The organism is Geobacter sp. DSM 9736 (assembly GCF_900187405.1).
Taxonomy (GTDB): Bacteria; Desulfobacterota; Desulfuromonadia; order Geobacterales; family Geobacteraceae; genus DSM-9736.
Genome location: NZ_LT896716.1, coordinates 144,326 through 168,084 on the forward strand (window position 1 = coordinate 144,326; position 23,759 = coordinate 168,084).

Below are 23,759 nucleotides of genomic sequence, written 5' to 3' on the forward strand. Positions count from 1 at the left end.
ACCTCTACCTTTACCTTTACCTGCCTTTCACGCCGGCAGGGTGAAGAAGAAAGTGCTCCCTTCGCCGGGGGTTGATTCCACCCAGATTCTGCCCCGGTGGCGCTCCACGATTTTCCGGCAGGTGGCGAGGCCTATGCCGGTGCCGGGGTAGAGATGTCTTGCGTGGAGGCGCTGGAAGATGTGAAAGATCCGTTCGAAATAGGCGGGCTCGATCCCGATGCCGTTATCGGCCACGGAAAACACCCATTCATTGCCCTGGAGCTGTGCTTCGACCCGTATGGAGGGAGGGGCTTCAGGCCTCCGGTATTTCAGCGAGTTCGACAGCAGGTTGCGGAAGAGCTGAAGGAGCTGCGTACGGTCTCCGGTTACTATGGGGAGGTCCCCTCGGGTCACTTCTCCTCCCGATTGCCGGATCGTCTCTCCCAGGTATCCTGTCGTTTCTTCGAAAACTTCATTGAGATCCACCGGTCCGAATTCTTCGCCCCGGGCTATCCGGGAAAATGCCAGCAGGTCTTCGATGAGGCTTTTCATGCGCGTGGCCCCCTCGACGGCATAATCTATGTACAGCACTCCCCGCTCGTCGAGCCTGTCGCGGTAACGCTTTTCGAGGAGCTGGACGTAGCTTGCCACCATGCGAAGGGGTTCCTGGAGGTCGTGGGAGGCGACGAAGGCGAACTGCTCCAGTTCACGGTTGGTCTGGACCAGTTCTTCCATGGCCCGCTTGAGTTCGGTTTCCGCCTGCTTACGCTCGGTGTACTCGTGGCCGATTCCCATTATCTCGGTTACCTCGTTCCCCGGATCGAAGAGCGGGACGAAGGTCACTATGAAATTGCGCATTCCGTTCTGGAAGGGGAGGTCGAGCTCCATTTTTCGGACCCTTCCCGACTCCAGGACATCGACGAGGCCATCGTGCCACAGCTCGTAAAAGGCGGGCCAGATTTCGCTCCCTTTGCGGCCTATGAAGTGCGATTCCGGAAGTCCCGTGTAGGCGGTCATGTTGGGATTGACGTACCTGATCCGCAGGTCGCTGTCGTAAATGACGATGGAATCGGGTATGTTGCCGAGGGCGAGCCGGAACCTCTTTTCCGCCTCGCCGATCTCCGCCATCATCTCGTAGACCGCACGGCGAACCCTGCTGACCTCCTTGGGGGCGAGGAGGTCGGAGGCGGCAATACGTTCTTTTTCCCCGTTATGGGTATCACGCTCCAGCCGGAGAAGCGGAACCGAGATGGTGCGGGCAGCGACGGCGGCCAGGAGGAAGGCGAAGGCGAATACCGCGAGGCCGAGGAGTATTTCCCGGCGAAGGGCGTCGTTCACGGGAGCGAAAGCGGCTTTCGACGGTGTCCCGGCTCCAGCTACCCACCCGATGGCCGGGATGGGCACACGGGCCGATACCCAGCTTCCGCCGGTTATGACCTGGGTTATGCCGATATGGGGTTTTCCCGTCTCCAGCGTCCTTTGCAGAACGGCGTCCTGCTCTGACCACCGCCTCCTGGTTTCCCATGAGAGGGAGGGACTGGTGCTCCGGAAGACGAGGGTCCCCTGGCGGTCGAATATGGCGTAGGCGCCACCGGTAAGCCGCTGCTGGGTGAGGGCCAGTTCCCCGAGCCTTTCCGGCTCGATACCCGCTACCACCATTCCGCGCAATGCACCCTTCTCGTCCCGGATGGCCGTTGCGATGGCGAAGATGGGTGCGGTCGAGGAGGTCCCGGTGGCGGTTACGTCGCCGATGGACCAGGGGCTGCCGTGCATGAGCTGCCGGAAATAGGGGCGGGAGGAAAGGTCCCTTCCTGCCAGGGCGGAATCACTGGAGGCTATGACGAGGCCGTCGGTATTCGTCCAGCTGAAGTTGCGGACCGAAGGATAATTTTGTGCGGTGAGCGCCAGCAGGCGCACGGCATTCTGAGTTACAGGAGGGGAGAGCCTGATGATCGCCTGGCCGAGGGAGTAGTTTTGCCGCCGGAGGCCGTTCACAAAATTAGAGAAGGTCATGGCGACCCCCTCGGCTACTTCCACTTCGGTCTGGAAGGCGAGAGAGCGGCGCGTCTGGTACCGTTCGTGGTAGACCCAGGTCATGAGGAGCGCAAGGGGGAGAAGCACCAGGGCGATCAGGAGGAAAAGGCGCGCACGTATGCCCGACGGAATGAGCCGCCGGAGGCGGTCCGTCCCCACCGCATCTGATGACGCAGGCGATTCCGGCCCTGTCATGCGAGCTCCTGCCGATCGGGAATCGAGTTTTACTTATCCGCTAAAGGTCGGGCACCAAGAATACGGAGTTGTGCTAAAAAACTCGAAGCATGCGAAGGTTTTCCATGGGTCCCGTGTCCGATTCGTGCAATGAAAAGTTCATCAATTAACAGATTAACTATAGCCGGTAACGGGGGGGGCGCAAGAAGGGGAGGGTAGGGGATGTGCCGGGGTCGGACCTGTTCCTGTCCTGCTTTTTTTCATCCGTAGCCGCTCTTCTTTTCGTTGTATCTTGTAACTGTCGGTAATTTGTTGTATATCGACATGACGCAGCCTAAGGTATGTGGCGGCTCCCGCCGATCTCCGACCCGCATGCTTAATGGCCGAAACGGCCTTGTATTCAAGCGAAGATTGTGAAAGCGCGATAGACTTGCTGTAGGCGGAGAGGCGCCGCGAGGGCATCATTCTTTGTCCCCGGCTTTTCGGAGGTGACCATGGCATCAATTCTGCTCATCGATGATGATCCCCAGATACGGGAGGCGCTGGCCGGCTGCATGTCCCTTGACGGGCATCAGGTTCATCTCGCGGAGAACGGACGCGCGGGGCTGGAGATCATCCGCACGGTCGCAGTGGATGTGGTTATCACCGACATAATCATGCCGGAGCAGGACGGTTTCGAGGTGATAATGTCACTCGGAGCCCGGCTTCAGCCTCCCAAGATAATCGCGATAACAGGGGGGTCCGCCTACCTGGACCACGAGATGCTGCTTAAGATCGCCAGCAACATGAAAGTGAACAAGGTTCTGCAGAAGCCGGTGCGATTCGAGGAGATTTCGAAGGCGATAGCGGAAGTTCTGGGCGGGTAAGGCGCACCGGAAAATGTCACCAGGAACAAAAAGAAAGGGCCGCGCGGCAGCCCTTTCTTTTTTTATTTCCGTAGATAAGCCTACTCCTGCCTGCCCCCTGCTGCCGCTCCTGTGCTTCCGGGGGTGAGGGCGGTTATGGCGCGGTCCATGGCTGAAATAGCAGGTTCGGCAGCTTGCTTGAGGGCCTGCCCGTCCTGGATTGCTTTCTGCGCCACCGGCCTCATTGCTTCTATCCCTTTCGGCGTCAGATCGGAGGTAAGATATGTCTGGATCTGCTTGAGTTGGGCCAGGTAAGGTGTGAGCGAATCTTTGACGTTGGAGCTCGCCTGCGGAACTTTACTGTACACCTGGTTCATATCGGTCCTGCGCTCACTGCTTGCTTCACGGAGTTTCGGATCCGTATAGTTCATTTCTTTCTGCTGTAGCTCTGAAAAATACTCCCTTCCCTCATTTCGCAGTTCCGTGTCGTTTTTGTTGATCTTGTTCGCAACGCTCTCCATCTTGTCCACATTATCCTTGTACTCATCGAATGCCTTCTGCAATGCAACCTGATCGGGTTTGATCAGAGTTTCGAGGGATGCCGTAGTGGCATCTACCTGGACGACAGCCTGCTTCATGTCGGTCTGCGCCTTCTGCAGGGTGTCGGTCGGGGCTTTGGCCATTGGCTGTCCACCTCTCATTGTGGCGCATCCGCCGAGCAGCGTGACTGTGCCGAAAAGGGTCATTGTGAGGATGGCTCCGAGGATTCTTCGTTTCATGGTTTACCTCCTGTGCAGTGAGTTGTTTACCGGACTGACAGCCGGCCCTCCGGGCCGGCGCTCCAACCATAGATTAACTACCTGCGGTTTTTCGCAGACGGTTCTCATTTGTTCTTAGAGTATTCTAACATGACTCGCCGACTCCGCCACCAGTGACGGGAGTAAAATGAACGGAAGGGGGAAAAAAGGATTGACTTTCATGAGCTCGATAACTAGCATGAAATTCACTTTCATTGAGAGGTGACGCGTGAAGCGAGTAAAGAAGAAAGCCTTTCAGGAGTTCATGACCCAGAAGGGGCTGAAGTCGACGCGACAGCGGGACATCATCCTCGACGCCTTCCTCTCCTCCGAGCGCCACCTCAGCATCGAAGAGCTCTACCTGAAGCTCCGTGCCAAGCACCCGAGCATCGGCTATGCTACCGTCTACCGCACCCTGAAGCTCTTCGCCGAGTCGGGCATAGCCAGAGAGATCCAGTTCGGTGACGGTCAGACCCGCTACGAGCACGTGGCAGAAGGGGAGCATCACGACCACCTGGTGTGCACCCGCTGCGGCACGATCATCGAGTTTGAAAACGAGACGATCGAGAAGCTGCAGGAGGAAGTGGCAAGCCGTCACGATTTCCTGATTGAAACACACAAGATGGAGCTGTACGGAGTCTGCGCAAAGTGCCGCAAATAAAGGTCGCAGGGAAACCGGCCGCCGGCGGGCTCCGGCTCAGCCTCTCTCCGGTACGCCTGTGGAGGATTCATGGCCGGGGTAACCGGTGATGTTGGAAAACTGATGTCTGAGGCCGGCTACAGCTAATTTTTTTTGTGCACTTCTGAAAGTGAATATCATTGGCAAGTTGTAAGAAAAGAGGTGGCTGCATTGATGTCGTTCTTCTCCAATAAAGAACCCCGCCAGGCTTCTGCGGCCGATGCCACGGCCAAAGCCAGGAAAGTCGCGCTCGTCGGGAACCCCAATGTGGGCAAGAGCGTTCTCTTCAATGCCCTGACTGGTTCGTACGTTACCGTATCCAACTACCCCGGGACATCCGTAGAGGTCTCCAGAGGTTCGGCCGTCATAGGGGGGGAGGCATTCGAGGTCATCGATACCCCCGGCATGTACTCGATTCTTCCCATCACCGAGGAGGAGCGGGTCGCCCGCGAGATATTGCTGAATGAATCCCCCGATCTTGTGATCCATGTCATAGATGCGCGGAACCTGGAGCGGATGCTCGCCATGACGCTGCAGCTCGTGGAAGCGGAGCTGCCGGTGATCCTCGTAGTCAACATAATGGACGAGGCGGAGCGGATGGGGCTTCTCCTTGACCTTCCTCTACTGGCGGAGAAGCTCGGAATTCCGGTCATCGGCGCCGCCACTGCTAGAAAGCGCGGTCTTGCCGAAATACGTGAGGCCATTGCCGCGGGACCACCCGAGAAACGGGCATCTTTCGGCTACAGCAAGCGGCTCGAAAACGATATCAATACAATATCCGACGAACTCACCGGCGAATACCGGCTGTCGCGCAAGGCGCTGGCGCTGCTTCTCCTCCAGCGTGACGAGGAAGTTGCGGCCATCGTGAAGCGTGAGGAAAAGGAGCATTACCCGCAGGTCGAGACCAGGGTGAAGGAGAAGGTATTCGAGCGGCGCGAGTCATTTCATCTCGACCTTTCCATGGAGCGGAAGGGGATCGTCCGTGCGCTTATGGAGGGGGTTCTCAATCTGCCGAAGAACCGTCCCGTAACGATGGGTGAGCGGCTGTCGCGCTGGGCCGTCCGCCCCCTTACCGGCGTTCCCCTGCTCCTGATCGTCCTCTACTACGGCCTCTACAAGTTCGTCGGCTCCTTCGGCGCCGGGACCCTTGTGGATTTTCTGGAAGGGACCATCTTCGAGGAGTATTTCAACCCTTGGATCATTAATGTAGTCAACGGCATTGTGCCGTGGTGGTATGTACAGGAGCTGCTGGTGGGTGAGTACGGCATCATCACCCTCGGGCTCCGCTACGCGGTGGGAATCATTCTTCCCATTGTCGCCACTTTTTTCCTCTTCTTCTCCATCCTTGAAGACAGCGGCTATTTCCCCAGGCTGGCCCTTCTCGTGGACCGGCTCTTCAAGAAGATAGGCCTCACCGGCCGCGCCGTCATTCCCATAGTACTAGGCTTCGGGTGCGATACCATGGCGACGATGGTAACGCGGACCCTTGAGACGGTGCGGGAGCGCATACTGGCAACGATTCTGCTCGCACTGGCCATTCCCTGCTCGGCGCAGCTCGGCGTGATCCTTGCGCTCCTCTCCCAGGCTCCGGGCGCGCTCCTCGTATGGGCAGGCTGCCTCGTCCTCATCTTCCTGGTGATCGGCTTCATCGCTGCCCGCCTCATGCCGGGAGAGACGCCCATGTTCTACATGGAGCTTCCCCCCATGCGGCTTCCCCAGCTGTCGAACATACTCACGAAGACCTACACCAGGATGCAGTGGTACTTCATGGAGATTCTTCCCCTCTTCATACTGGCTTCCGTCCTCCTCTGGCTCGGCAAGATCACCGACTTCTTCGATACCCTCGTCGAGTGGATGAGCCCGGTAATGGGAGCTATCGGCCTTCCCCGCGAAGCAGCAGTGGCATTCATCTTCGGGTTCTTCCGGCGCGACTACGGCGCGGCGGGTCTGTACGATCTTCAGACCAAGGGAGGGCTCGACGCGCGCCAGCTGACGGTGGCTGCTGTCACGCTCACGCTCTTCATCCCCTGCGTCGCACAGTTCCTCGTTATGAAGCGGGAGCGAGGGCTGGCCGTCGCGACCGGGATAGGCCTTTTCGTGAGCGTTCTCGCCTTCGGCAGCGGCTGGCTCCTGAATCAGGTGCTCCTCGCGACGAACATTCTGTAACGAGGAGACATTAGAGGTGTGGTATGATCCGCTGCGGACTCTGCGGACATGAATATGCCGAAGCCGACGGGATAACCGGGTGCGGTAAATGCGGCAAGCCGGGCGCGTGCCGGATGGTTCGCTGCCCCCGCTGCTTCTACGAGAACGCACCGGAACCGAAGCTCGTGAAGAAGGTAAGGAAGCTTTTCCGTAAAGATCCAGGAGACGTTACCGGAAAATCGGAGTAATCGCAGGCGTTTCTGTCGATTCTCGCCCCGGGACTGACTCCTTTTCAATTCAAAGGAGCGCACCATGAAACTGTCAGATAAAGCCGAAGAAATACTCGAAGCCCTCTGGATAGCCGTGGAGGAAGAGGGGAAAGGGTTCGCGGAACTGGACAAGATCGGCGTCGCCGTCGGTGACCCTGCGTGGAGCGAACTGGCCCAGCTCGCGTTCATCGAGGTTAGAGAGGGACGGGTTTACCTCCGCCAGGAAGGGAAGGGGGAGGGGCGCAGCACCGTCCGCCGGCACAGGCTTGCCGAAAGGCTCATGATGGATGTGTTCGACATCCGTGGTGAAGCAGGTGACGACAAGGCCTGCCAGTTCGAGCACCTGCTCCATGAGGGTGTGGACACCAAGCTCTGCACCATGCTGAACCATCCGGAGACATGCCCCCACGGCAAACCCATTCCCCCGGGGGAATGCTGCGATGAGGCGAAGAAGAGCGGGGACCTGGGGGTAGTTCCGCTCACGGAGCTCAGGGCCAACGACGAGGGGGAAATTGCCTACATCCAGACCAAAGACGACAAGAAGATGCAGAAGCTGATGGCGATGGGGGTGCTCCCCGGCAACCGGATCGTGCTCCAGCAGACATTTCCCTCCTTTATTTTCCGCGTAGGTTTCTCTGAATTTGCCATCGACACCGCCATGGCAAGGGAGATATTCGTGCGGAGGTAGCCAGATGATGCGGGCTCGCAGTAGCGAGCCTTTTTTAAAAAGATGTATTGACAATGACTTTCAATTTTGATAATTTCCCTCCAGCATTAATGAGCAAACCGGACCGATCCCTTTTCGCCGGTTTTAGTAGACCCGCCCTTTTTTTTATCGGTTAATTGAAAATAAAAGTCATTATTAGGGATTGATCATGTGTGTTGCGATAATCGGTGGAATGACAAGGCTTGAGCAGCATTATCGCGACGAAGCAGAGCGTCTCGGTGTTACCCTTAAGGTCTTCCCGACGGCCGAGCACCGAATGGAAAACAAGCTGCGGTGCGTGGACGCAGTGATCATCTTTACCGGGAAGGTGTCACACCGGGCGCGCAATGAGGCCGTATCGGCTGCGAAGAGCATGGGGATACCTGTACATATGCGTCACTCGTGTGGGGTCTGCACCCTGCGACAATGCCTCGGATGCATCGCGCCCGAGGAAGAGTGCGAAAGGAGAAAGGATCATGTTGTCACTGGGACTGCTGTCCGCCGGTGAGAAGGCGGAAATCGTGGCGGTGCGGGAGCTGGCGGTTGCGGGAGCCAACTGTGAGTGCCGGATCGAGGATATGGGGCTGAGGGTCGGCAAGACCATTGAGATGCTCAGTAACGGCGGCGGCGCAATTCTCCTTAGGGTTGACGAGTCGAGGATCGCCATCGGCCGCGGCATGGCTATGAAGATAATGGTGAGGAGGCAGTGATGAATCTGGCTAAGCTGAAGCCCGGCGAAAAGGGAACGATAACGGCCATTGGCGCCATCGGCCCGCTGAAAAGACGGTTGATGGATATGGGAGTTCTGGTCGGGGAGGAAGTGAAGGTGGTCAAGGTGGCACCGCTGGGGGACCCGATAGAGGTGACGGTAAAAAATTACCAGCTCTCGCTGCGCAAGAAAGAGGCGGAGGGAATTTCTGTGGAGGTGGCGAAATGAAGGGTAATGCCGGGATCAAGATCCAGTCCGCCGAGGAGGCTCCGCTGCTCAGGCCGGTGGAAAAGCGGCAGATTACGGTTGCGGTGGCGGGGAACCCGAACGCCGGCAAGTCCACCCTCATCAACGCGATAGCCGGCAGCCGGCTGCACGTCGGCAACTGGCCGGGTGTCACGGTGGAGAAGAAGGAGGCGAGTTTCGACTATTCCGGCAGGAAAATCCGCCTCGTCGACCTTCCCGGTACCTATTCCCTTTCCCCCTACACCCAGGAGGAGATCATTGCCCGGGACTACCTCGTTCACGAGAAGCCGGACCTGATCGTCAATGTGGTGGATGCGACCAACCTCGAGCGCAACATCTACCTCACCATTCAACTCCTGGAGCTGGGAATTCCGGTGGTTATGGCTCTCAACATGTTCGATGAGGCCGAGGCGAAGGGATACCGCATCGATGTGCCGGGGATCGAGAAGATGCTTGGCGTCACGGTGATTCCTACCGCCGCAGTAAAAAACGCCGGGATGAAAGAACTGCTGGAGGCGGTGCTCGCTGTTGCCGATCGCCCGCAGCAGCATCAACCCCGGCAGCTTAACTACGGGGAAGACATCGAGGCTGCTGCGGAATGGGTTTGCGCGACGCTCAAGAAGGATTACGAGGAACTGGCTTCCCGCTTCCCGCTTCGCTGGCTCTCGTACAAGCTGATGGAAGGGGACGCCTGCGTCGCGAAGGAAGCGGGCATGTCTCCCGAGGTGGTAGCGGGCGAGCCGCTGCACCACCTGATGAAGTGTCATGGGGAGGATATCGAGGCGCTGATGGCCGACGCCCGTTACGGCCTCGCTTCGGGCCTTACCCGCGAGGTGCTGGTGAAGCCGGAGATCCGGAAGATGGAGCTGACGGAAAAGATTGATAGGATCGTCCTGAACCGCTTCCTCGGTATTCCGATTTTCCTCGGGGCCATGTGGCTGGTGTTCAAGCTGACTTTCGACCTTTCCTCTCCCTTCGGCGACTGGATCGACGCCATGACGAGCGGTCCTTTCAAAAGATGGGCAGCCGCCATTCTTGGCTCCATCGGCGCTCCGGAGTGGACCGTTTCTCTCGTCAACGACGGCGTCATCGCCGGCGTCGGATTCGTCCTCGTCTTCGTCCCGGTCATCTTCGCAATGATGTTCTTCATCACCTTCCTGGAGGGGAGCGGCTACATGGCGCGGGCGGCATTCGTCATGGACCGGGCGATGCACACAATCGGCCTCCACGGAAAATCGTTCATTCCGATGCTCCTGGGTTTCGGCTGCAACGTTCCCGGCATCTACGCAACCAGGACACTTGAAAACCCGAGGGACAAGGCACTGACGGCCCTTCTTCTTCCTCTGATGTCGTGCGGGGCGAGGCTACCTGTCTACGTCCTCTTCGTGGGCGTTTTCTTCGCAGGCAGCTCCGGCACCGTCATCTGGTCCCTCTACCTGATGGGGATCGCACTGGCGATCCTGATGGGGCTAATCTTCAAGCGCACCCTGTTTCGCGGCGAGGCACCCATGTTCATCATGGAGCTTCCGCCCTACCGGATGCCCTCCTTCAAGAGCCTCTGCCTCCACACCTGGGAGAAGGGAAAGCACTTCCTCATCAAGGCCGGTACCTACATTTTCGCCGTCTCGGTCCTTGTCTGGTTTCTGCTGAACCTCCCGTGGGGGGTCGAGAGCAAGAGGGACTCCTACCTCGGGAAAACCGGTGCAGTGGTCGCCCCGGTGCTGGCACCGCTCGGCTTCGGCACCTGGGAGGCGGCATCGGCTCTCATCACCGGAGTTATTGCCAAGGAGATCGTCGTCGGCACCATGGGAGAGATCTACGCCGCCACCAAAGAGAAAGAGGAGAAGAAGGACACGCCTACCCTGGGGGAAGATCTGAGGGAGATCGTCACCTCATTCGGAGCGGCTGCCAGGGACTCGGTGATGAATGTAGCGGCTTCTTTCCACCCGTCCAGCCTGTCGATGGAGGAGGAAGAGGACAATTCCGGGCTCAAGGCTTCGATCCGCCAGCAGTTCACTCCCCTTACCGCCTATGCCTTTATGGCCTTCGTCCTGCTCTACATGCCTTGTGTCGTGGTGGCGGTAGCGATGCGGCAGGAGTTCGGTTCGTGGAAGTGGTTCGGGGTGGCGCTCCTGTACCAGACGGTGCTGGCCTGGAGTGTGGCTTTCATAATCTATCAGGGGGGGAAACTCCTCGGGCTTGGGGGCTGATATGGGCATCGTAGACGTGACAATCGCAGTCATCATCGTAGCAGGCGCAGGGTACCTCCTCTATCACTCCCTATGGAAGAAGAAGGGACATTGCACCGGCTCCGGGTGCGGCGGCAGTTGCGCGACAGGAAAGCGCTTGCATAAGTAGTGGTGATCTCAAGGTAATCAGGACAGAGCCGAAAAGGGCTTATAACGCACATCGTCGCACAATATTAATCAGGTTCAAAGGGAGACAACCGGAATGAAGCGCGTCGTGAGTATTGGAGTGGCAGTCTTGTTGGCAGCGGCGGCAAATCTCCATGCAGCCGAAGGAAATCTGCTGGGCGACTGGGCAGGGCTGAGGCCAGCAATGGAGGAGAAGGGGCTTACGGCGGAGGCGGTACTGACGACCGATTTTCTTTACAATACCAGCGGCGGCATCAGGAAACGCGGAACCATCCTCGGCAACGTTGATGTTACCTTGAAGCTGGACACCGACAAGGCAGGCTGGTGGAAGAACGGAACCTTTTTTCTCTACTTCCTCGGCAATTTCAATTCAAACGGGCCCATGACCGAGATCGTCGGCGATGTGCAGGCCAGCAGCAATATCGAGGCCGATAGCAAATTCAAGCTCTATGAGGCGTGGTACGAGCACCGGTTTTCCGGCGATCGGTTCTCGGTTCTTGGCGGTCTGCACGACTACAACAGCGAGTTCGACGTGGTCGAGTACGGTTCCCTCTTCATCAATAGCTCCTTCGGCATCGCTCCCGACATCTCCCAGACGGGCCCGTCCATCTTCCCTACCACGTCCCTGGGACTCCGGCTTAAGGCTCAGCCGACGGAGAAGAGCTACCTTCTGGCCGCACTCTACGATGGCGTGCCGGGGGACCCTCATGATCCGCCGCGCACTGCCGTCATCCTGAAGGAGGAGGATGGAGTATTTGCCGCTTTCGAGGCGGGGATGTCGGCGGGGCAGCCGGGGGAGAAGGATTATTACAAGCTGGGCGCCGGAGCGTGGCTGCATACCGCCGAGGTGGAAAACTTCGACGGGCATCCCAAGGGGACGAATCACGGATACTACCTAATCGCCGAAAAAACGCTTTTCGCCGAGAGTGCCGCCGGGCAGGGTCTTGGGGGCTTTGCGCAGGTGGGCTGGGCCGACGACGACTGGAATCAGATCGCATATTACTGGGGTATGGGGCTCAACTACACCGGCCTGATCCCGGGACGTGATCGTGACAGTGCAGGTATTGCGGTGGGAAGCGCCAGGAACGGCAACAAGTTCATGGACTTCAGGAGCAATGTCGAGGGTGCCCCCGTGGAGCGTTCCGAGACGGCCATCGAAGTGACCTATCGTGCGGAGGTATTCCCGGGGGTGGTCGTCCAGCCGGACTTCCAGTACATAGTCAATCCGGGGATGGACCCATCTCTGAACAACGCTTTCCAGATCGGGTCGCGGGTCGAGATCGCTTTCTGATAGCAGCAGAAATACTCCCTGCCCAAGTCCGGGCAGGGGGTTTTTTTTATATGAAGGTTGTTGAAAAACAGCCATCTCGCCGCCGTCCTCGAAAGCCGCCGTGTGCGGCGTGGCGCTGCCACGCCTCCGTGGGGCTTTCTGCGGGTGCGACGATCTGACTGTTTTTGAACAACCTTTTCTGTTTACGGCGGGGTACATTCTTGCCGGCTTCGCTTGGCTACTCGCCTGTATTTCTTCTTCCGAAGCGCAGGTAGAGAGAGGGCAGCACGATCATGTTGAGGAGCGTCGAGCTGGCAAGCCCTCCGAGGATGACCACCGCCAGCGGAGACAGTATCTCGTTCCCCGGCTTGTCGGCTGCGATGGCGAAGGGAACCAGGGCGAGCCCCGCCGCAAGGGCCGTCATCACCACCGGGCGCAGGCGCTCCTTTGACCCCTGCACCACGGCCTCCCACAGCTCTTTCCCTTCGTGCTCCATCAGGTGCTGGTAGTGTGATACCAGCAGGATCCCGTTCCTCGTGGCGATGCCGAAGAGGGTGATGAAGCCCACCAGCGAGGCGACGCTGATGACCTTGCTCGTGAGGTAGACGGCGATGATACCGCCGATGAACGCCAGGGGCAGGTTTACCATGACCAGGAATGCAGTGCGGAACGAACGGAACTCGGCATAGAGGATCACCACGATGAAGAGCAGGGAGGCGATGCTTAGGAGTCCAATGGTCCGGGTGGCCTGCGCCTCGCTCTCGAACTGCCCGCCGTACTCGACGAAGTAGCCCGCCGGCAGCTTCACGTTCCGGTCGATCCGTTCCTTCACGTCATCGAAGACGCTGCGCAGGTCACGTCCCGCCACGTTGGCCTGTACCACTATCTTGCGCTGGACGTTCTCGCGGCTGATGCTGTTCGGTCCCTTGGCCGAAACCACTTCGGCAACCGCCGAGAGCGGCACCTTCACACCAGTGGGGGTATCTACCAGTACCTGGCCGATGGCGCCTATTTCCTGCCTCGCGACCTCCGGAAAACGCACCACTATGTCGAAACCCCGGTCCCCTTCCAGGGTACGGGATACCGTTTTCCCGGCCATGGCCGTTTCCACGGCTTCGGCAACCGAACCGACCGTGAGGTTGTACTTGGCCAGCTCGCTTCGCCGGGGGGTGATCCGCACCTGGGATATGTCCGCCTGCTGCTCGACCGACAGGTCGGCTATTCCGGGAACCCCCTCCATCTGCGCCTTTATCTCCTCGGCGATGGCCCGGTTGCGGAATAGCTCCGGTCCATACACCTTTATCGCCAGGTTCGCCATCGTTCCGGAGAGCATGTGGTCGATGCGGTGGCTGATGGGCTGGCCGAAGGTCACGATGATACCTGGGATTGTTCCCACGCTCTTTCGCAGCTCCGCGAGAACATCCGGGAGCTTCCGCCCCTTCATATCGAGGGTCGCTTCTATCTCGGAAGCGTTAGGGTATTTGCCATGCTCGTCCAGTTCGCCCCGCCCCGTTTTCCGTGCCGTCTTTGCGATGTTGGGATGATCGAGCAGTATCTTCTCCACCCGTCCGGCAACTTCCGCCGATTTTTCCAGTGAAGTCCCCGGTGCCGTGGCCACCAGCACCGTCAGCGATCCCTCGTTGAAGCCGGGAAGAAAGGAACGGCCAGTCTGTGAGAGCGGAATCATGGCGAGGAGAAACGCTGCGGCAGAGCCGGCGATTACCAGCATCGGCCGACGCACCGAGAGTTCAAGCATCGGCTGGTATACCCTCTGCAGCCATCGCATCACGGGACCGTCACCCTCTTCGGCCATGAATTTCGCGCGGGGGAGAAGATAAGAGCACATGGCGGGGGTAACTGTCAGGGCTACAAGCAGCGAAGCGCCGATGGAGACCATGTAGGAGATGCCCAGCGGCTTCAGAAGCCGACCCTCAATCCCGGAGAGAAAGAAGAGGGGGATGAACACCAGCAGGATTATGAGCGTCGCGTTGACGATGGATGAACGGATCTCCTTGGAGGCATCGAAAATGACCTCCAGGGCAGGATGGCGCTCCTCCGGCGGCCTGTGCGCATTCTCCTTCAGGCGGCGGAAGACATTCTCCACGTCGATGATGGCGTCGTCGACGATGACCCCGATGGCGATGGCCATTCCTCCCAGTGTCATCGTGTTGATGGAGATGTCGAAGATTCGCAGGGCGAATATGGCGAATATGAGCGACAGCGGCATCGCCGTTATGGAGATGAGGGTGGTCCGCAGGTTGCCGAGAAAGAGGAAGAGGATGACGATGACGAGTCCCGCCCCCTCGATCAGCACCCGCTGGATGTTCTTGAGAGCGAGTTCGATGAAGTTGGACTGGCGGAAGATGTTGGTGTCGATGGTCATCCCTGCAGGAAGGGTCTTCTTCAGCTCTTCGAGCTTCGTTTCAAGCCGCCTGGTCAGTTCCAGCGTGTTCGCGTCCGGGTGTTTCTGGATCGCTATGAGTATGGCGGGCTTCAGGTTCACCGAGGAATCTCCCACCCTGAAGGCGGAACCTATCTTCACCTCAGCCACATCGCGGACCATGATGGGGATGCCGTTTCTGGTGGCCACCACCGAGTTCTCCAGGTCCGCCGGCGATTGTACCCGTCCCACACCCCGGATCAGATAATCCTGCCCCCGTTCCTTCATCACTCCCGCAGCGAAGTTCTCGTTACTTCCCTTGACGGAGGCGAGCACCTCGTTAACCGACACGCCGAATGCCGCCAGCTTCTGCGGATCGGTTTCCACGACGTACTGCTTGCTTTCCCCACCGATGGTCACGACCTGGGATACCCCCGCCACAGCCATCAGCCGTTTCCTGACTACGAAATCGGCCGTTTCCTTGAGGGCTTTCAGGTCATGGCGGTCGCCGGTGACCGCGATGTACATGATCTCCCCCATGATCGAGGAGATGGGCGCCAGCATGGGGAGCGTGCCGGCGGGGAGCGTTCCTCCTACGAGCTGCAGCTTTTCGTTCACCACCTGCCGGGCGCGGTAGATGTCGGTTCCCCAGGTGAATTCCACCCATACCGTGGAGAGGCCGGGGGTCGAGGCGGAGCGGACCCGCCGGACACCTGTTGCGCCGTTCAGGTTGCTTTCGATCGGGTAGGTGATGAGGGTTTCCACCTCTTCCGGAGCCATACCCTTTGCTTCTGTGAGAATCGTTACCGTCGGTGCCGTCAGGTCGGGGAGGACGTCGACGGGCATCTTTACAGTGACGTAGGTGCCGGCAATGAGGATCAAGAGCGAGGCTATAACGACAATGAGCCTGTTTTCCAGGGCGAGTCGTATTATTTTATCAAGCATGGAATCTCCTAAGAAGGTTGTTGAAAAACAGCCATCTCGCCGCCGTCCTCGAAAGCCGCCTTGTGCGGCGTAGCGCTGCTACGCCTCCGTGGGGCTTTCTGCGGGTGCGACGATCTGACCGTTTTTGAACAACCTGAGCTTTTTCAAGAATCTGCTAAAGGTCGGGTGAAACTATCTAGATTGTTCTTGAACAACCTTCTCCTAGTGGGCATGTCCGGCATGGGGGTCAGCACCTTTCCCCGCAGTCGCTGCCAGCTTGACGTAGTAGGCACCTTTCGTCACCACACGTTCGTGAGGCTGGAGCCCTTCCACCACTTGAACATGGCCTTTGTCCTGAGCCCCTATCTTTACCTCCCGCCGCTCGAATGCTTCCCCTGAGGTCTGGACGAAGACGAACCAGCGACTCTCATCCTCGACAAGCGCTTCCTTCGGCACAGTCAGGGCGTTCCTTGCTTCTCCGGTACGTATCGCCACGTTCGCGAACATTCCGACCTTGAGCCGGGCCCCCGGGTTCGGTACTTCGAAAATAACCGGCAGCGTACGTGTCTGCGGATCGAGCATGTCTCCGACCGTGACGAGCCGCGACGGCCGGAATTCCCCATCGAGTCCGGTAATGGTAAAGGTCGCTCCCGAGGCCAGAGCCGCCTTGCCGGCATCGGCCGCCGGAAGATTGGCTTTAAGCCAGAGGGTGCCGGTATTGACCACTCGCAGGATCGGCTGTCCGGCCTCGACCCCCTTGCCGTTGGCGGCGTTGATCTCCACAACGGTGCCGCCGACGGGTGCCCGAACGGCAATCCGGCCGTTGCCGGCATCCCCCCTGATGCTGTTGACGGCTCTTTCAAGCGGCTCCAGCGCAGCCTTCGCACTGGACAGTGTCAATTCCGCTTCCTCGACCCGTTTCAGCGGGGCTATCTTGGCCTCGTAGAGGCGCTTCGCCCGGTCGTACTCCTTCTGCGCAAGCGCGACCCGGTTCCTTGCTTCGGCATACCCCGCAGTCAGTTGGCCCATGCCCCCTTCCTGGCGCACCGGGGGTTCGATGTAGGCTACGATCTCCCCCTTGGTAACTTTTTTGCCGATAAAGGGAAGCGATTTGCTGCCGGAGATGATCCCTGCCAGCGGTGCCGAAACGATCGCCTCCGCATTTGAGACCGGCAGCAGTTCTCCCATGGTCGAGAAATAGGTGGCGAGGTCCTTTCGCACGGCCGGCTGCGTCATGAATTCGGTCACCCATTGCTGTTCCTTGAGAAAGGGTATGGTGCCGCCACCGGTTCCGGTGATCACGGTCGCCACTTCCTCCCCATGGTGGGCTTCTTCGGTCTCACCATGATGTGCTTCTTCGGTCGCACCCTCATGGTCATGGTCGTCATGCTCCGATTCGGCGTGCTCTTTCTGGTGCGCCTCCTCTTTCTTCGGAGTCTCGGGGTGTTTCCCCTTCTCGTGCGCGGCATGGGCTTCGCCTTTCCGCACCACATGCACGTGCGGAATGGTTATCGTGTCGGCAAACCCCGTGCCTTCAGGAATTATGGCGAGGGAGTATTCCCCCTCCTTTGCCAGGGTCAGTCCGGCCTGATAAATTCCCGGACGGGCGGGCGCCGGTATCGTGAAGGAGGCGGGTGCCCCGGCGGCCGGTGTAAATACGAGCTTCAGCGACCCCTGGTTGACCGGTTTCCAGTCGGCAAGCCGCGTGAGGTGGATCAGAAAATCCGTCTTTTCTCCCGCCACCGGCTCTGCGAACTCCATGAACACTTCCGATTTATCCGAGTATGCCGTTATCTGGACCTTTTCCTCCTCATGCTCGTTGGCGGAATGAGTATCCCCATGTTCCCGGGAAGTGCATCCGGCGAAAAGGGCAGCGGAGAGCAGCAGCATCGGCAGATATTTGTAAATGATTCTCCAGGTTTTCATTTGTCTCCTCCGTCCGCTTCCTTGAACTCCGTTCCCGTCGCCGCTTCAAGTCTTGCCAGGGCTGTGTTCCTGTTGTGCAGAGCGGAGAGGTAATCCTCGTTTACTTCCGCAAATTTCTTCTGCTCTTCGATTACTGGGAGAATACCCAGCTCACCCAGCCGGTAAGCCTCCTGAACCACTTTGAGGTTCTCGTTCATCTGCGGGATGATCTCCTGGCCGTAGATCTTTACAAGCATCTCGGCATTGATGAACTGCCCATGGGCCGACTCCACCTCTTGCTCGATACGCCGGCGGAGAGACTGGTACCGGCTTTCTGCGCTGCTTTTTCTTGCGCCGGCTTCATGGATTCCGGCCTGATTGCGGTCGAAGACCGGGAGCGGAACGGATAGCTTCAGCCCTATGAGGTTGTCCGTATCGCGATCCTCAAGGTTGCCGATGGAGGTCGATGTTCTTTCCCTTGTGAACGAAATGCCGGCGGTTATGTTCGGAAGCCGATCGGCCTTTGCGAGCACGACCTCAGCTTCTCCTTTTTCGCGTTCCGTCTCCAGTGCCTTCAGATCGGCGCGATTCAGGGCTGCCGACTTCATTGAGGAGAGATCGGTTTCGAAGTTAGTGCCGTAGGGCAGGCTGGTCAGGCTGCCGGTTACTTCCGGGCTTTGCGACACGGGAAGCCCCGTGCGCACTGAGAGTTGCAGTCGCGTTGCAGCAACCTCGCGGTCCGCAGCGCTTCTTCTCCCCTCGCTTCGGGCAGTCTCGACTTTGGCGAGATTCACGTCGAGTTCAGGAACGTCGCCGGCGGCGAACCGCTCCCTCGTGATGCCCAGGAGCTGGCTGTTCAGCTCATGGTATGTATTGGCGAGGGCCAGGCGGTCTTTCGCAAGCAAAAGGTCGTAATATGCGGTCTTTACATCAAGCATTACCAGCCGTTGCGCATCCTGGAGACGCTTTTCCAGGGTGCCCAATTCAGCGTCGGTGACGGCCATGCGCTTCTTCCGCTTTCCGCCGGTCAGGAATTCCTGCGAAAGGCCGATGGAGATCCGATCCTCCGAGGAACTGCCGGTAAGAGCTCCGGTTTCCCCTTCCAGCTCAAGCACCGGATTGGTGTAGAGTCCCGCCTTCATTCTTCCTGCTTCGCCTATGCCGAGCTCGGCGCGAAGCGCCTTTAGTTCGCCGTTGTTCTCTCTCGCCATGGAGAGGAGCTCCTGCAGCGTGAAAGTTTTTTCTTCTGCCGCTGCCGTGGAGATGGCGGCACACAGCAGCGCCGAGGCAGCTATGAAAAGGCATGCCTGTTGTTTCAAGAATGTCGGATTCAATTGTTCCTCCCTGGTCTCCCGAAGGAGAGCCGAAAGCTGATTATGACAATTGTGGATGTGCCGGGTACCGCAGCACAGGTGCTCCAGAGTTACTTGATTGATTTTACTACAGCGGAGCCGAGAGACGCGGGTGGACGTCCTTCAGACGCACGAATAGCGGGATTTCTTTTTCAGGAGAGGTTTTGCGGAGGAATGAAGCGGTCCAGGTAGACTTCGGGAACTGCGCGGAAGGGCTCGAATACCCTCATCTGGCTTGAGTGTGGGGTGTAGGTCAGGGTTAGGGAGTAGAAAACGGCAGAGGCATGGGAGTGCTGGTTGCAGCAGGAATCGTCGTGCTCCTGATGGCCCCCCTCCTGGGGATGTTCAGGATGCTGTCCGTTGGAGCAGTCATGGGCGTGAGACGCGGCTACGGGGGCGTGTTCATGAAGGCTGTCGGCATGGCGGCCATAGAAGGCGGCGTCCGCGGAGAAGACGAAGCTGAGCAGAAGTACGAAACCGATCAATTTTTTAAACAGGAACGACCCGCCCATGGTTCTCCATGTCCTCATCAATTCATTAGGACAATAAGCGAACAGCGGAACGGGTGTCAAGAGATTTGGAAGAGCTTCTCATTTTCAGTACGAGTGCTCCGGGTGAGCTCCGTACATGAACTCGACTCCGAGCCACACCGAATGTGCTTCCCCGCTTGCGAGATGGTCCACCCGGTCATAGTTGTACTGGAGGCGAAGGCGCGAGAACTCCGTCGGTTGCCAGGAGATGAGCGGCGATACCCGATGCCGGTCGTTACGAAAGGGGTCCGGCTCCCGTCCACCCATGCTCTCGCCGCTGCCGGTCGCGTAATCGTACCTCACTCCGGCGGCCCATCCGTGGTGGAAACCGAACAATACCTGTGTGTAGAGACCCCAGTCTCGGAGGTTCGCAGCCGGAAGGTCCACTACCTCGGCCGGATTGGAGTCATCGAAGAAGGATGCGGCTCGGTAATCCCGCTTCATGATCTCCGATTCCCAGGTGACGAAAGGCCACTTCATTTCCCCCTTTACCGGGCGCCACTTCAGGACCAGGTCGGCGCCGTAGATTAAGGTTTCAGCTCTCGGTCCGGTGGCGTTGGGGCCGTAGAGCCCGGAAAATCCGAGCTTCATCGTCAGGTCATCCGCAAGGCTCCAGGAGTTGTCGACGCGGGCCAGGTAGACCAGGTCCCTAAGGTTCCTGACCCGCCGGTTGACGAAAGGTCTTCCGCCAATAGAGCGTTCCTCGAAGAACTCCTCGTTGGCGAGGAAGCTGGCCATTGTCTCGCCGTTTGCATTCTGGGCACCCACATGGAGCTCTGAGGACCAGGGAAGGGGAGCGAGCCACCCCAGCCGGAAGCCCGGTCCGCGCATGCCGTCGGGACCGAAGAGCCGCGTGTTGATGACCGGCTGATCCTGCCAATGCCACTGGTGAGGGTGCAGCGGGTTGATCCTGCCGAATTCGGTGAAGAAATGCCCTGCCTCCAGCTGGAGGCCGAAGGGGCGGTGCTGGGTGGTGAGAAAAATCTCTTCCAGTTCTATCTGCGTTTCGCCGGTCAGCGGCTCAAGGAAAAAGATGATGTGCGCTTCGCCGGTCATGAAGGGATCTACGGCACCCTTGAGGGAGAGCTCGATGTTCTGCACGGTGAATCCGCGCTTGCGCGGATCGTGCCCTCCCCCCTGGAGGGATTGCAGCGATTCGTCGTCCTCCGTCGAGCTTCCGGCTGCAACGAGTGCATCCACCGAAAGGTCGATGAGCCGGGCCCTCGTGCTTGGCGGTTCCTCAGTCGCATGATCGTGGGGGTCGGCAGTGGCGGGGCGGGCATCCTGCTGTGCATCGGTGTCCCTTCCGGACTTCTCATGGTTCGGTCCTGCCCCTCCGGCCAACGGCTCTTTTTGCAGCATATCGAGGCGTCGCCGCAGGTCGTCTAGCTGCTTCTGCTTTTCCGCATCCCTGCGCAGGAGTTCCTCCAACTGCTTCTCCAGGCGTCGGGAGCTTTCCGCACTGCTGTCTTCCGCATATGCAGCGGTGAGGGATAGGCTGAGGAGCATGCCTGAGATGCCCAGCAGGGCGAGGGCTCGACAGGTGGTTTGAGTCACGGTTAAGGTCTTTTGCATGCTGCATCCTTTTCGAAGGCCTTTCACATTAAACAGGCTGAGGAAAGTATACAGAAAGATTTGCGATGTCAAGCGGTTCCCAGGCAGGCTCTGACTTCTGTTTGAATTTGAGTTGTTTTGTCGGGTATGGTTCTGCTATCGTAGGAGCCACTCTTTCAGGTCAGGGTGCCCATGTCCCGTTTTCTATGCAGATACATCTCGTTTCTGTTGATGATCGTTTCGCTCACCGTCTCGGTGACCGGGGCGTGCCGGGATGCGCAGGCAACGGAACTGGGGTGCTGTACGCAGCAGCTTCCCGGTAATCCTGACGGCACAGCGGAATCGTCACCGTGCCACGATGAGGAACGGGATTCATCCGGTTGTGATTCTTCCTGCTACTGCCCGGGGCAGGCTCCGTTGACCCCGCAACACCTTCAGATCGCCTACTCCCCTGACCAGCTTCCCTTGCGTTTCACCGACCCCTTAATGTTTTTCCCCGAAGTGTATCTGTCGAAGTTCATCCCCCCGCAAAACCAGGTCTAACAGGTTGTTGAAAACGAAGTTTCAGCGCAGCTAAAAACAGCCATCTCGCCGCCGTCCTCGGCAGACCGCTTTGTGACTTCGGCCTGCGGCCTCACCCTTCGGGCGCTCAATGCTGCGGTCCACTTTTGCAAGCAAATGTGTGCGGCGTAGCGCTGTTTATGCCCCAGAGGGTACTACGCCTCCGTCGGGTCTACCTGCGGGTGCGACGATCTGTCTAGTTTTGAACAACCTGCTAACTACCAAGACTACCAACATCGAATACTTCTAAAGATTCCGGAACGCGGGGCGAAGCGCCTTCTGACTCTCTGATTCTGAAGTCATTCCACCCGCATATGCATAGGGGACGCTGAAGTCTCTCGCAGGCACAGCCTGCAGATTCCCGAAGCGGTCTTTGCCCTTTCTGCGGGTGATATCAACAATGTTGCCGGCAATGCCAATATAAAAAGGAGACAACACTATGTACCGTACCCTCATTTTAGCCGCAGCTCTTTCTCTCACCCTTGCTTTCCCGGCCTTTGCTGCCGAGAGTTCCAAGCCCGCAAAGGGTGGTGCCGATGTCCATGGCGAAAAGGGTGCCAAGCCCGGTTCGCATGAGGACTGGTGCAGCGAGCATGGGGTGGCGGAGTCCCAGTGTACCCGCTGCGACAAGTCGCTCATCCCTGCTTTCAAGGCTACCGATGACTGGTGCAAGCAGCACGGCCTGCCCAAGTCCCAGTGCAAGAAGTGCGATCCTAAGTTGAAAATCGTCCGTCCGCCAAAAGGGAGCAAATGACATGCGCCGGCTGATTCTGGTTTCAGCGACACTGACCCTTCTTGCCGCAGCCACTGGCTGCGGCGAGAAGGGGAAAACTCCCCAACCCGCTCCACCGCAGCAGGCTTACGGGAAGACCGAGGTAGCGGAAGAGGCCGGGATGTGCAGGGAGCACGGGGTTCTCGAAGCCCTGTGCACCAAGTGCAATCCGAAACTCGCTCCTGTTTTCCAGGCAAAGGGGGACTGGTGCGCGGAGCACGGCTTCCCCGAGTCGGTGTGCCCGACCTGCCATCCGGAGCGGGGGGGGAAACCGGCTGTTGACGTTGCCGGCGACGATGCCCCTGCCGACGGGACGAAGGTCCTCCTCAAAACGAAGGAGACCGAGCGTCTGGCAGGCATCGAGACCACCAAAGCAGTACCGGGCAAGGGGACTGCGGCCATTGTTGCTCCGGCAGTTATTGCGTACGACGCGACCCGGATGGCCCAGGTAAATGCGCGTTCGTCGGGGGTTGTCAGGCGGGTTTCCGCCGACATCGGCGCCTGGGTTGCGGCAGGCTCGCCACTCGCCGTCATCGAAAGTGCCGCGGTGGGTACGGATCAGTCCAAGCTTGCCGTGGCACGAAGCCGCGCGCAGATGATGGAGACCAACTACCGGCGTAAGGTCGATCTCGAAAAAAAGGGAATATCGGCCAAAAAGGAGGTCCTTGCAGCGGAGCAGGAATACCGTGAGGCTGTTGCCGAGGTGGAGGCGCTGCAGGCATCCTTGCGAGGCGTCGGTCCGGCCGCGGGTAGCGGCCGGTACACGCTGAAGGCGCCGGTTTCGGGCGTGGTGACGCAGCGTAACGTCTCTGTCGATCGTTACGTCGACCCCCAGATGACGCTCTTCGAGATCGTCGATACATCTTCCATGTGGGCCGAGGTCGCGGTGCGCGAAGCCGATCTCGGCGCGGTCAAAATCGGCTCGTCCGTTACCCTCACCTTCGACGCCATAAGCGGGCGCGATTTCAAGGGGACCATCTCCAACCTCGCCTCCGTCATCGATCCTCAGACAAGGACGGTGAAGGCACGGGTCCGTCTTGCGAACACCAACGGGCTCCTGAGGGCGAACATGTATGGTCAGGCACGTATCCAGGCCGGCGGGGAAAGGTCCTCATCGGCGGTACCACGGGGAGCCGTCCAGCGGGCCAAGTCTGTCAACGTCGCTTTTGTGAGGGTGGCGCCGGCGGAATACGAAACCCGGCGGGTTCAGCTGGCGGAAACCCGCGGCAGCAACGGAATGGTGGATATAGCCTCGGGAATCGAAGTGGGGGAGGAGGTTGTCGTCGCCGGAAGTTTTTTCCTCAAGACGGAAACCCTCAGGGATTCCATCGGCGCCGGCTGCTGCGAGGTCGAGAGCAAGTAATCCTTGATCGAGTGGTTCGTGAGGCATGGGGGCTCGCCTCCGCTGCAATGCCTCTGTTCTTGCGACCGAGATGGTACTGACGTTTTGGCGAAGGTCACCGACGGCGGTTGTTCAAACTCCCCGGCGGCGATCAACCCCGGCATTTCCGCTCCACCGAGCCCCCATGCCTCACGAATTCAGGTGGGACACT

At 58.9% G+C, this 23,759-nt stretch carries 21 protein-coding genes; 14 read left to right on the forward strand and 7 right to left on the reverse strand.

Annotated elements, in window-relative coordinates:
* Positions 1-27 precede the first annotated feature (27 nt).
* Positions 28-2,208, reverse strand: a complete 2,181-nt coding sequence (locus tag CFB04_RS00690) for an ATP-binding protein (RefSeq protein WP_088533471.1) — start codon at positions 2,206-2,208, stop codon at positions 28-30.
* A 473-nt stretch (positions 2,209-2,681) separates the two neighbouring features.
* On the opposite strand from CFB04_RS00690, the gene CFB04_RS00695 reads away from it, so the two are divergent.
* On the forward strand, positions 2,682-3,053 hold the full coding sequence (locus CFB04_RS00695) for a response regulator (protein WP_088533472.1): 372 nt from the start codon (positions 2,682-2,684) through the stop codon (positions 3,051-3,053).
* 80 nt (positions 3,054-3,133) lie between these two features.
* Here CFB04_RS00695 and CFB04_RS00700 read toward each other — a convergent pair whose 3' ends face one another.
* On the reverse strand, positions 3,134-3,811 hold the full coding sequence (locus CFB04_RS00700) for a DUF2959 family protein (RefSeq protein WP_088533473.1): 678 nt from the start codon (positions 3,809-3,811) through the stop codon (positions 3,134-3,136).
* A gap of 247 nt (positions 3,812-4,058) precedes the next feature.
* On the opposite strand from CFB04_RS00700, the gene CFB04_RS00705 reads away from it, so the two are divergent.
* The 10 genes from CFB04_RS00705 to CFB04_RS00750 all read left to right on the forward strand — a co-directional run bounded on the left by CFB04_RS00705 (position 4,059) and on the right by CFB04_RS00750 (position 12,249).
* Entirely contained in the window at positions 4,059-4,490 is a 432-nt protein-coding gene (locus CFB04_RS00705; protein ID WP_088533474.1) for a Fur family transcriptional regulator, read from the forward strand.
* Positions 4,491-4,682: 192 nt separating this feature from the next.
* Positions 4,683-6,674, forward strand: coding sequence for a ferrous iron transport protein B (feoB, locus tag CFB04_RS00710; RefSeq protein WP_088533475.1), 1,992 nt, complete (start codon positions 4,683-4,685; stop codon positions 6,672-6,674).
* 23 nt (positions 6,675-6,697) lie between these two features.
* Positions 6,698-6,901, forward strand: a complete 204-nt coding sequence (locus tag CFB04_RS00715) for a hypothetical protein (RefSeq protein WP_088533476.1) — start codon at positions 6,698-6,700, stop codon at positions 6,899-6,901.
* 64 nt (positions 6,902-6,965) lie between these two features.
* Positions 6,966-7,610 carry a metal-dependent transcriptional regulator gene (locus CFB04_RS00720; RefSeq protein WP_088533477.1) on the forward strand — a complete coding sequence of 215 codons (645 nt, stop codon included), beginning with the start codon at positions 6,966-6,968 and terminating at the stop codon, positions 7,608-7,610.
* A 187-nt stretch (positions 7,611-7,797) separates the two neighbouring features.
* Positions 7,798-8,136: a DUF2325 domain-containing protein gene (locus tag CFB04_RS00725; RefSeq protein WP_088533478.1), complete on the forward strand. Its 339-nt coding sequence runs from the start codon at positions 7,798-7,800 to the stop codon at positions 8,134-8,136.
* Positions 8,105-8,338: a FeoA family protein gene (locus tag CFB04_RS00730; RefSeq protein ID WP_088533479.1), complete on the forward strand. Its 234-nt coding sequence runs from the start codon at positions 8,105-8,107 to the stop codon at positions 8,336-8,338. The genes CFB04_RS00725 and CFB04_RS00730 overlap by 32 nt, the downstream gene beginning before the upstream one ends.
* On the forward strand, positions 8,338-8,565 hold the full coding sequence (locus CFB04_RS00735) for a FeoA family protein (RefSeq protein ID WP_088533480.1): 228 nt from the start codon (positions 8,338-8,340) through the stop codon (positions 8,563-8,565). Before CFB04_RS00730 ends, CFB04_RS00735 begins: the two co-directional genes overlap by 1 nt.
* The gene (gene feoB, locus CFB04_RS00740) at positions 8,562-10,793 is read left to right on the forward strand and encodes a ferrous iron transport protein B (RefSeq protein ID WP_088533481.1); all 2,232 of its coding nucleotides are present in this window, start codon (positions 8,562-8,564) and stop codon (positions 10,791-10,793) included. Before CFB04_RS00735 ends, feoB (CFB04_RS00740) begins: the two co-directional genes overlap by 4 nt.
* Position 10,794: 1 nt before the next feature.
* Complete coding sequence (locus CFB04_RS00745; RefSeq protein ID WP_088533482.1) at positions 10,795-10,941, forward strand: FeoB-associated Cys-rich membrane protein; 147 nt, start codon at positions 10,795-10,797, stop codon at positions 10,939-10,941.
* A 93-nt stretch (positions 10,942-11,034) separates the two neighbouring features.
* Positions 11,035-12,249 (forward strand): carbohydrate porin, encoded by a 1,215-nt coding sequence (locus CFB04_RS00750; RefSeq protein WP_088533483.1) that lies wholly within the window; start codon positions 11,035-11,037, stop codon positions 12,247-12,249.
* Positions 12,250-12,466: 217 nt separating this feature from the next.
* Here the strand turns inward: CFB04_RS00750 and CFB04_RS00755 are convergent, their stop codons facing one another.
* The 5 genes from CFB04_RS00755 to CFB04_RS00775 form a co-directional block, all read right to left on the reverse strand.
* Complete coding sequence (locus CFB04_RS00755) at positions 12,467-15,553, reverse strand: efflux RND transporter permease subunit (protein WP_088533484.1); 3,087 nt, start codon at positions 15,551-15,553, stop codon at positions 12,467-12,469.
* Positions 15,554-15,754: 201 nt separating this feature from the next.
* On the reverse strand, positions 15,755-17,458 hold the full coding sequence (locus tag CFB04_RS00760) for an efflux RND transporter periplasmic adaptor subunit (protein WP_088533485.1): 1,704 nt from the start codon (positions 17,456-17,458) through the stop codon (positions 15,755-15,757).
* Positions 17,455-18,771, reverse strand: a complete 1,317-nt coding sequence (locus tag CFB04_RS00765; RefSeq protein WP_088533486.1) for a TolC family protein — start codon at positions 18,769-18,771, stop codon at positions 17,455-17,457. Before CFB04_RS00765 ends, CFB04_RS00760 begins: the two co-directional genes overlap by 4 nt.
* 170 nt (positions 18,772-18,941) lie before the next feature.
* Positions 18,942-19,301: a hypothetical protein gene (locus CFB04_RS00770; protein WP_088533487.1), complete on the reverse strand. Its 360-nt coding sequence runs from the start codon at positions 19,299-19,301 to the stop codon at positions 18,942-18,944.
* A gap of 84 nt (positions 19,302-19,385) precedes the next feature.
* Positions 19,386-20,894 (reverse strand): TonB-dependent receptor, encoded by a 1,509-nt coding sequence (locus CFB04_RS00775; protein WP_088533488.1) that lies wholly within the window; start codon positions 20,892-20,894, stop codon positions 19,386-19,388.
* Between the two features lie 171 nt (positions 20,895-21,065).
* On the opposite strand from CFB04_RS00775, the gene CFB04_RS00780 reads away from it, so the two are divergent.
* The 3 genes from CFB04_RS00780 (at position 21,066) to CFB04_RS00795 (ending at position 23,569) form a co-directional block, all read left to right on the forward strand.
* Positions 21,066-21,416, forward strand: coding sequence for a hypothetical protein (locus tag CFB04_RS00780; RefSeq protein ID WP_088533489.1), 351 nt, complete (start codon positions 21,066-21,068; stop codon positions 21,414-21,416).
* 457 nt (positions 21,417-21,873) lie between these two features.
* On the forward strand, positions 21,874-22,188 hold the full coding sequence (locus CFB04_RS00790) for a hypothetical protein (protein ID WP_088533491.1): 315 nt from the start codon (positions 21,874-21,876) through the stop codon (positions 22,186-22,188).
* Between the two features lies 1 nt (position 22,189).
* Positions 22,190-23,569: an efflux RND transporter periplasmic adaptor subunit gene (locus CFB04_RS00795; protein WP_088533492.1), complete on the forward strand. Its 1,380-nt coding sequence runs from the start codon at positions 22,190-22,192 to the stop codon at positions 23,567-23,569.
* Positions 23,570-23,759: the final 190 nt, after the last annotated feature.

Bases quoted from the DNA above. Each gene is read 5' to 3' on its own strand.
- CFB04_RS00690 (WP_088533471.1), bottom strand. From the start codon at position 2,208: ATGACAGGGCCGGAATCGCCTGCGTCATCAGATGCGGTGGGGACGGAC.
- CFB04_RS00695 (WP_088533472.1), top strand. From the start codon at position 2,682: ATGGCATCAATTCTGCTCATCGATGATGATCCCCAGATACGGGAGGCG.
- CFB04_RS00700 (WP_088533473.1), bottom strand. From the start codon at position 3,811: ATGAAACGAAGAATCCTCGGAGCCATCCTCACAATGACCCTTTTCGGC.
- feoB (WP_088533475.1), top strand. From the start codon at position 4,683: ATGTCGTTCTTCTCCAATAAAGAACCCCGCCAGGCTTCTGCGGCCGAT.
- CFB04_RS00715 (WP_088533476.1), top strand. From the start codon at position 6,698: ATGATCCGCTGCGGACTCTGCGGACATGAATATGCCGAAGCCGACGGG.
- CFB04_RS00720 (WP_088533477.1), top strand. From the start codon at position 6,966: ATGAAACTGTCAGATAAAGCCGAAGAAATACTCGAAGCCCTCTGGATA.
- CFB04_RS00725 (WP_088533478.1), top strand. From the start codon at position 7,798: ATGTGTGTTGCGATAATCGGTGGAATGACAAGGCTTGAGCAGCATTAT.
- CFB04_RS00730 (WP_088533479.1), top strand. From the start codon at position 8,105: ATGTTGTCACTGGGACTGCTGTCCGCCGGTGAGAAGGCGGAAATCGTG.
- CFB04_RS00735 (WP_088533480.1), top strand. From the start codon at position 8,338: ATGAATCTGGCTAAGCTGAAGCCCGGCGAAAAGGGAACGATAACGGCC.
- feoB (WP_088533481.1), top strand. From the start codon at position 8,562: ATGAAGGGTAATGCCGGGATCAAGATCCAGTCCGCCGAGGAGGCTCCG.
- CFB04_RS00745 (WP_088533482.1), top strand. From the start codon at position 10,795: ATGGGCATCGTAGACGTGACAATCGCAGTCATCATCGTAGCAGGCGCA.
- CFB04_RS00750 (WP_088533483.1), top strand. From the start codon at position 11,035: ATGAAGCGCGTCGTGAGTATTGGAGTGGCAGTCTTGTTGGCAGCGGCG.
- CFB04_RS00755 (WP_088533484.1), bottom strand. From the start codon at position 15,553: ATGCTTGATAAAATAATACGACTCGCCCTGGAAAACAGGCTCATTGTC.
- CFB04_RS00760 (WP_088533485.1), bottom strand. From the start codon at position 17,458: ATGAAAACCTGGAGAATCATTTACAAATATCTGCCGATGCTGCTGCTC.
- CFB04_RS00770 (WP_088533487.1), bottom strand. From the start codon at position 19,301: ATGGGCGGGTCGTTCCTGTTTAAAAAATTGATCGGTTTCGTACTTCTG.
- CFB04_RS00775 (WP_088533488.1), bottom strand. From the start codon at position 20,894: ATGCAAAAGACCTTAACCGTGACTCAAACCACCTGTCGAGCCCTCGCC.
- CFB04_RS00780 (WP_088533489.1), top strand. From the start codon at position 21,066: ATGTCCCGTTTTCTATGCAGATACATCTCGTTTCTGTTGATGATCGTT.
- CFB04_RS00790 (WP_088533491.1), top strand. From the start codon at position 21,874: ATGTACCGTACCCTCATTTTAGCCGCAGCTCTTTCTCTCACCCTTGCT.
- CFB04_RS00795 (WP_088533492.1), top strand. From the start codon at position 22,190: ATGCGCCGGCTGATTCTGGTTTCAGCGACACTGACCCTTCTTGCCGCA.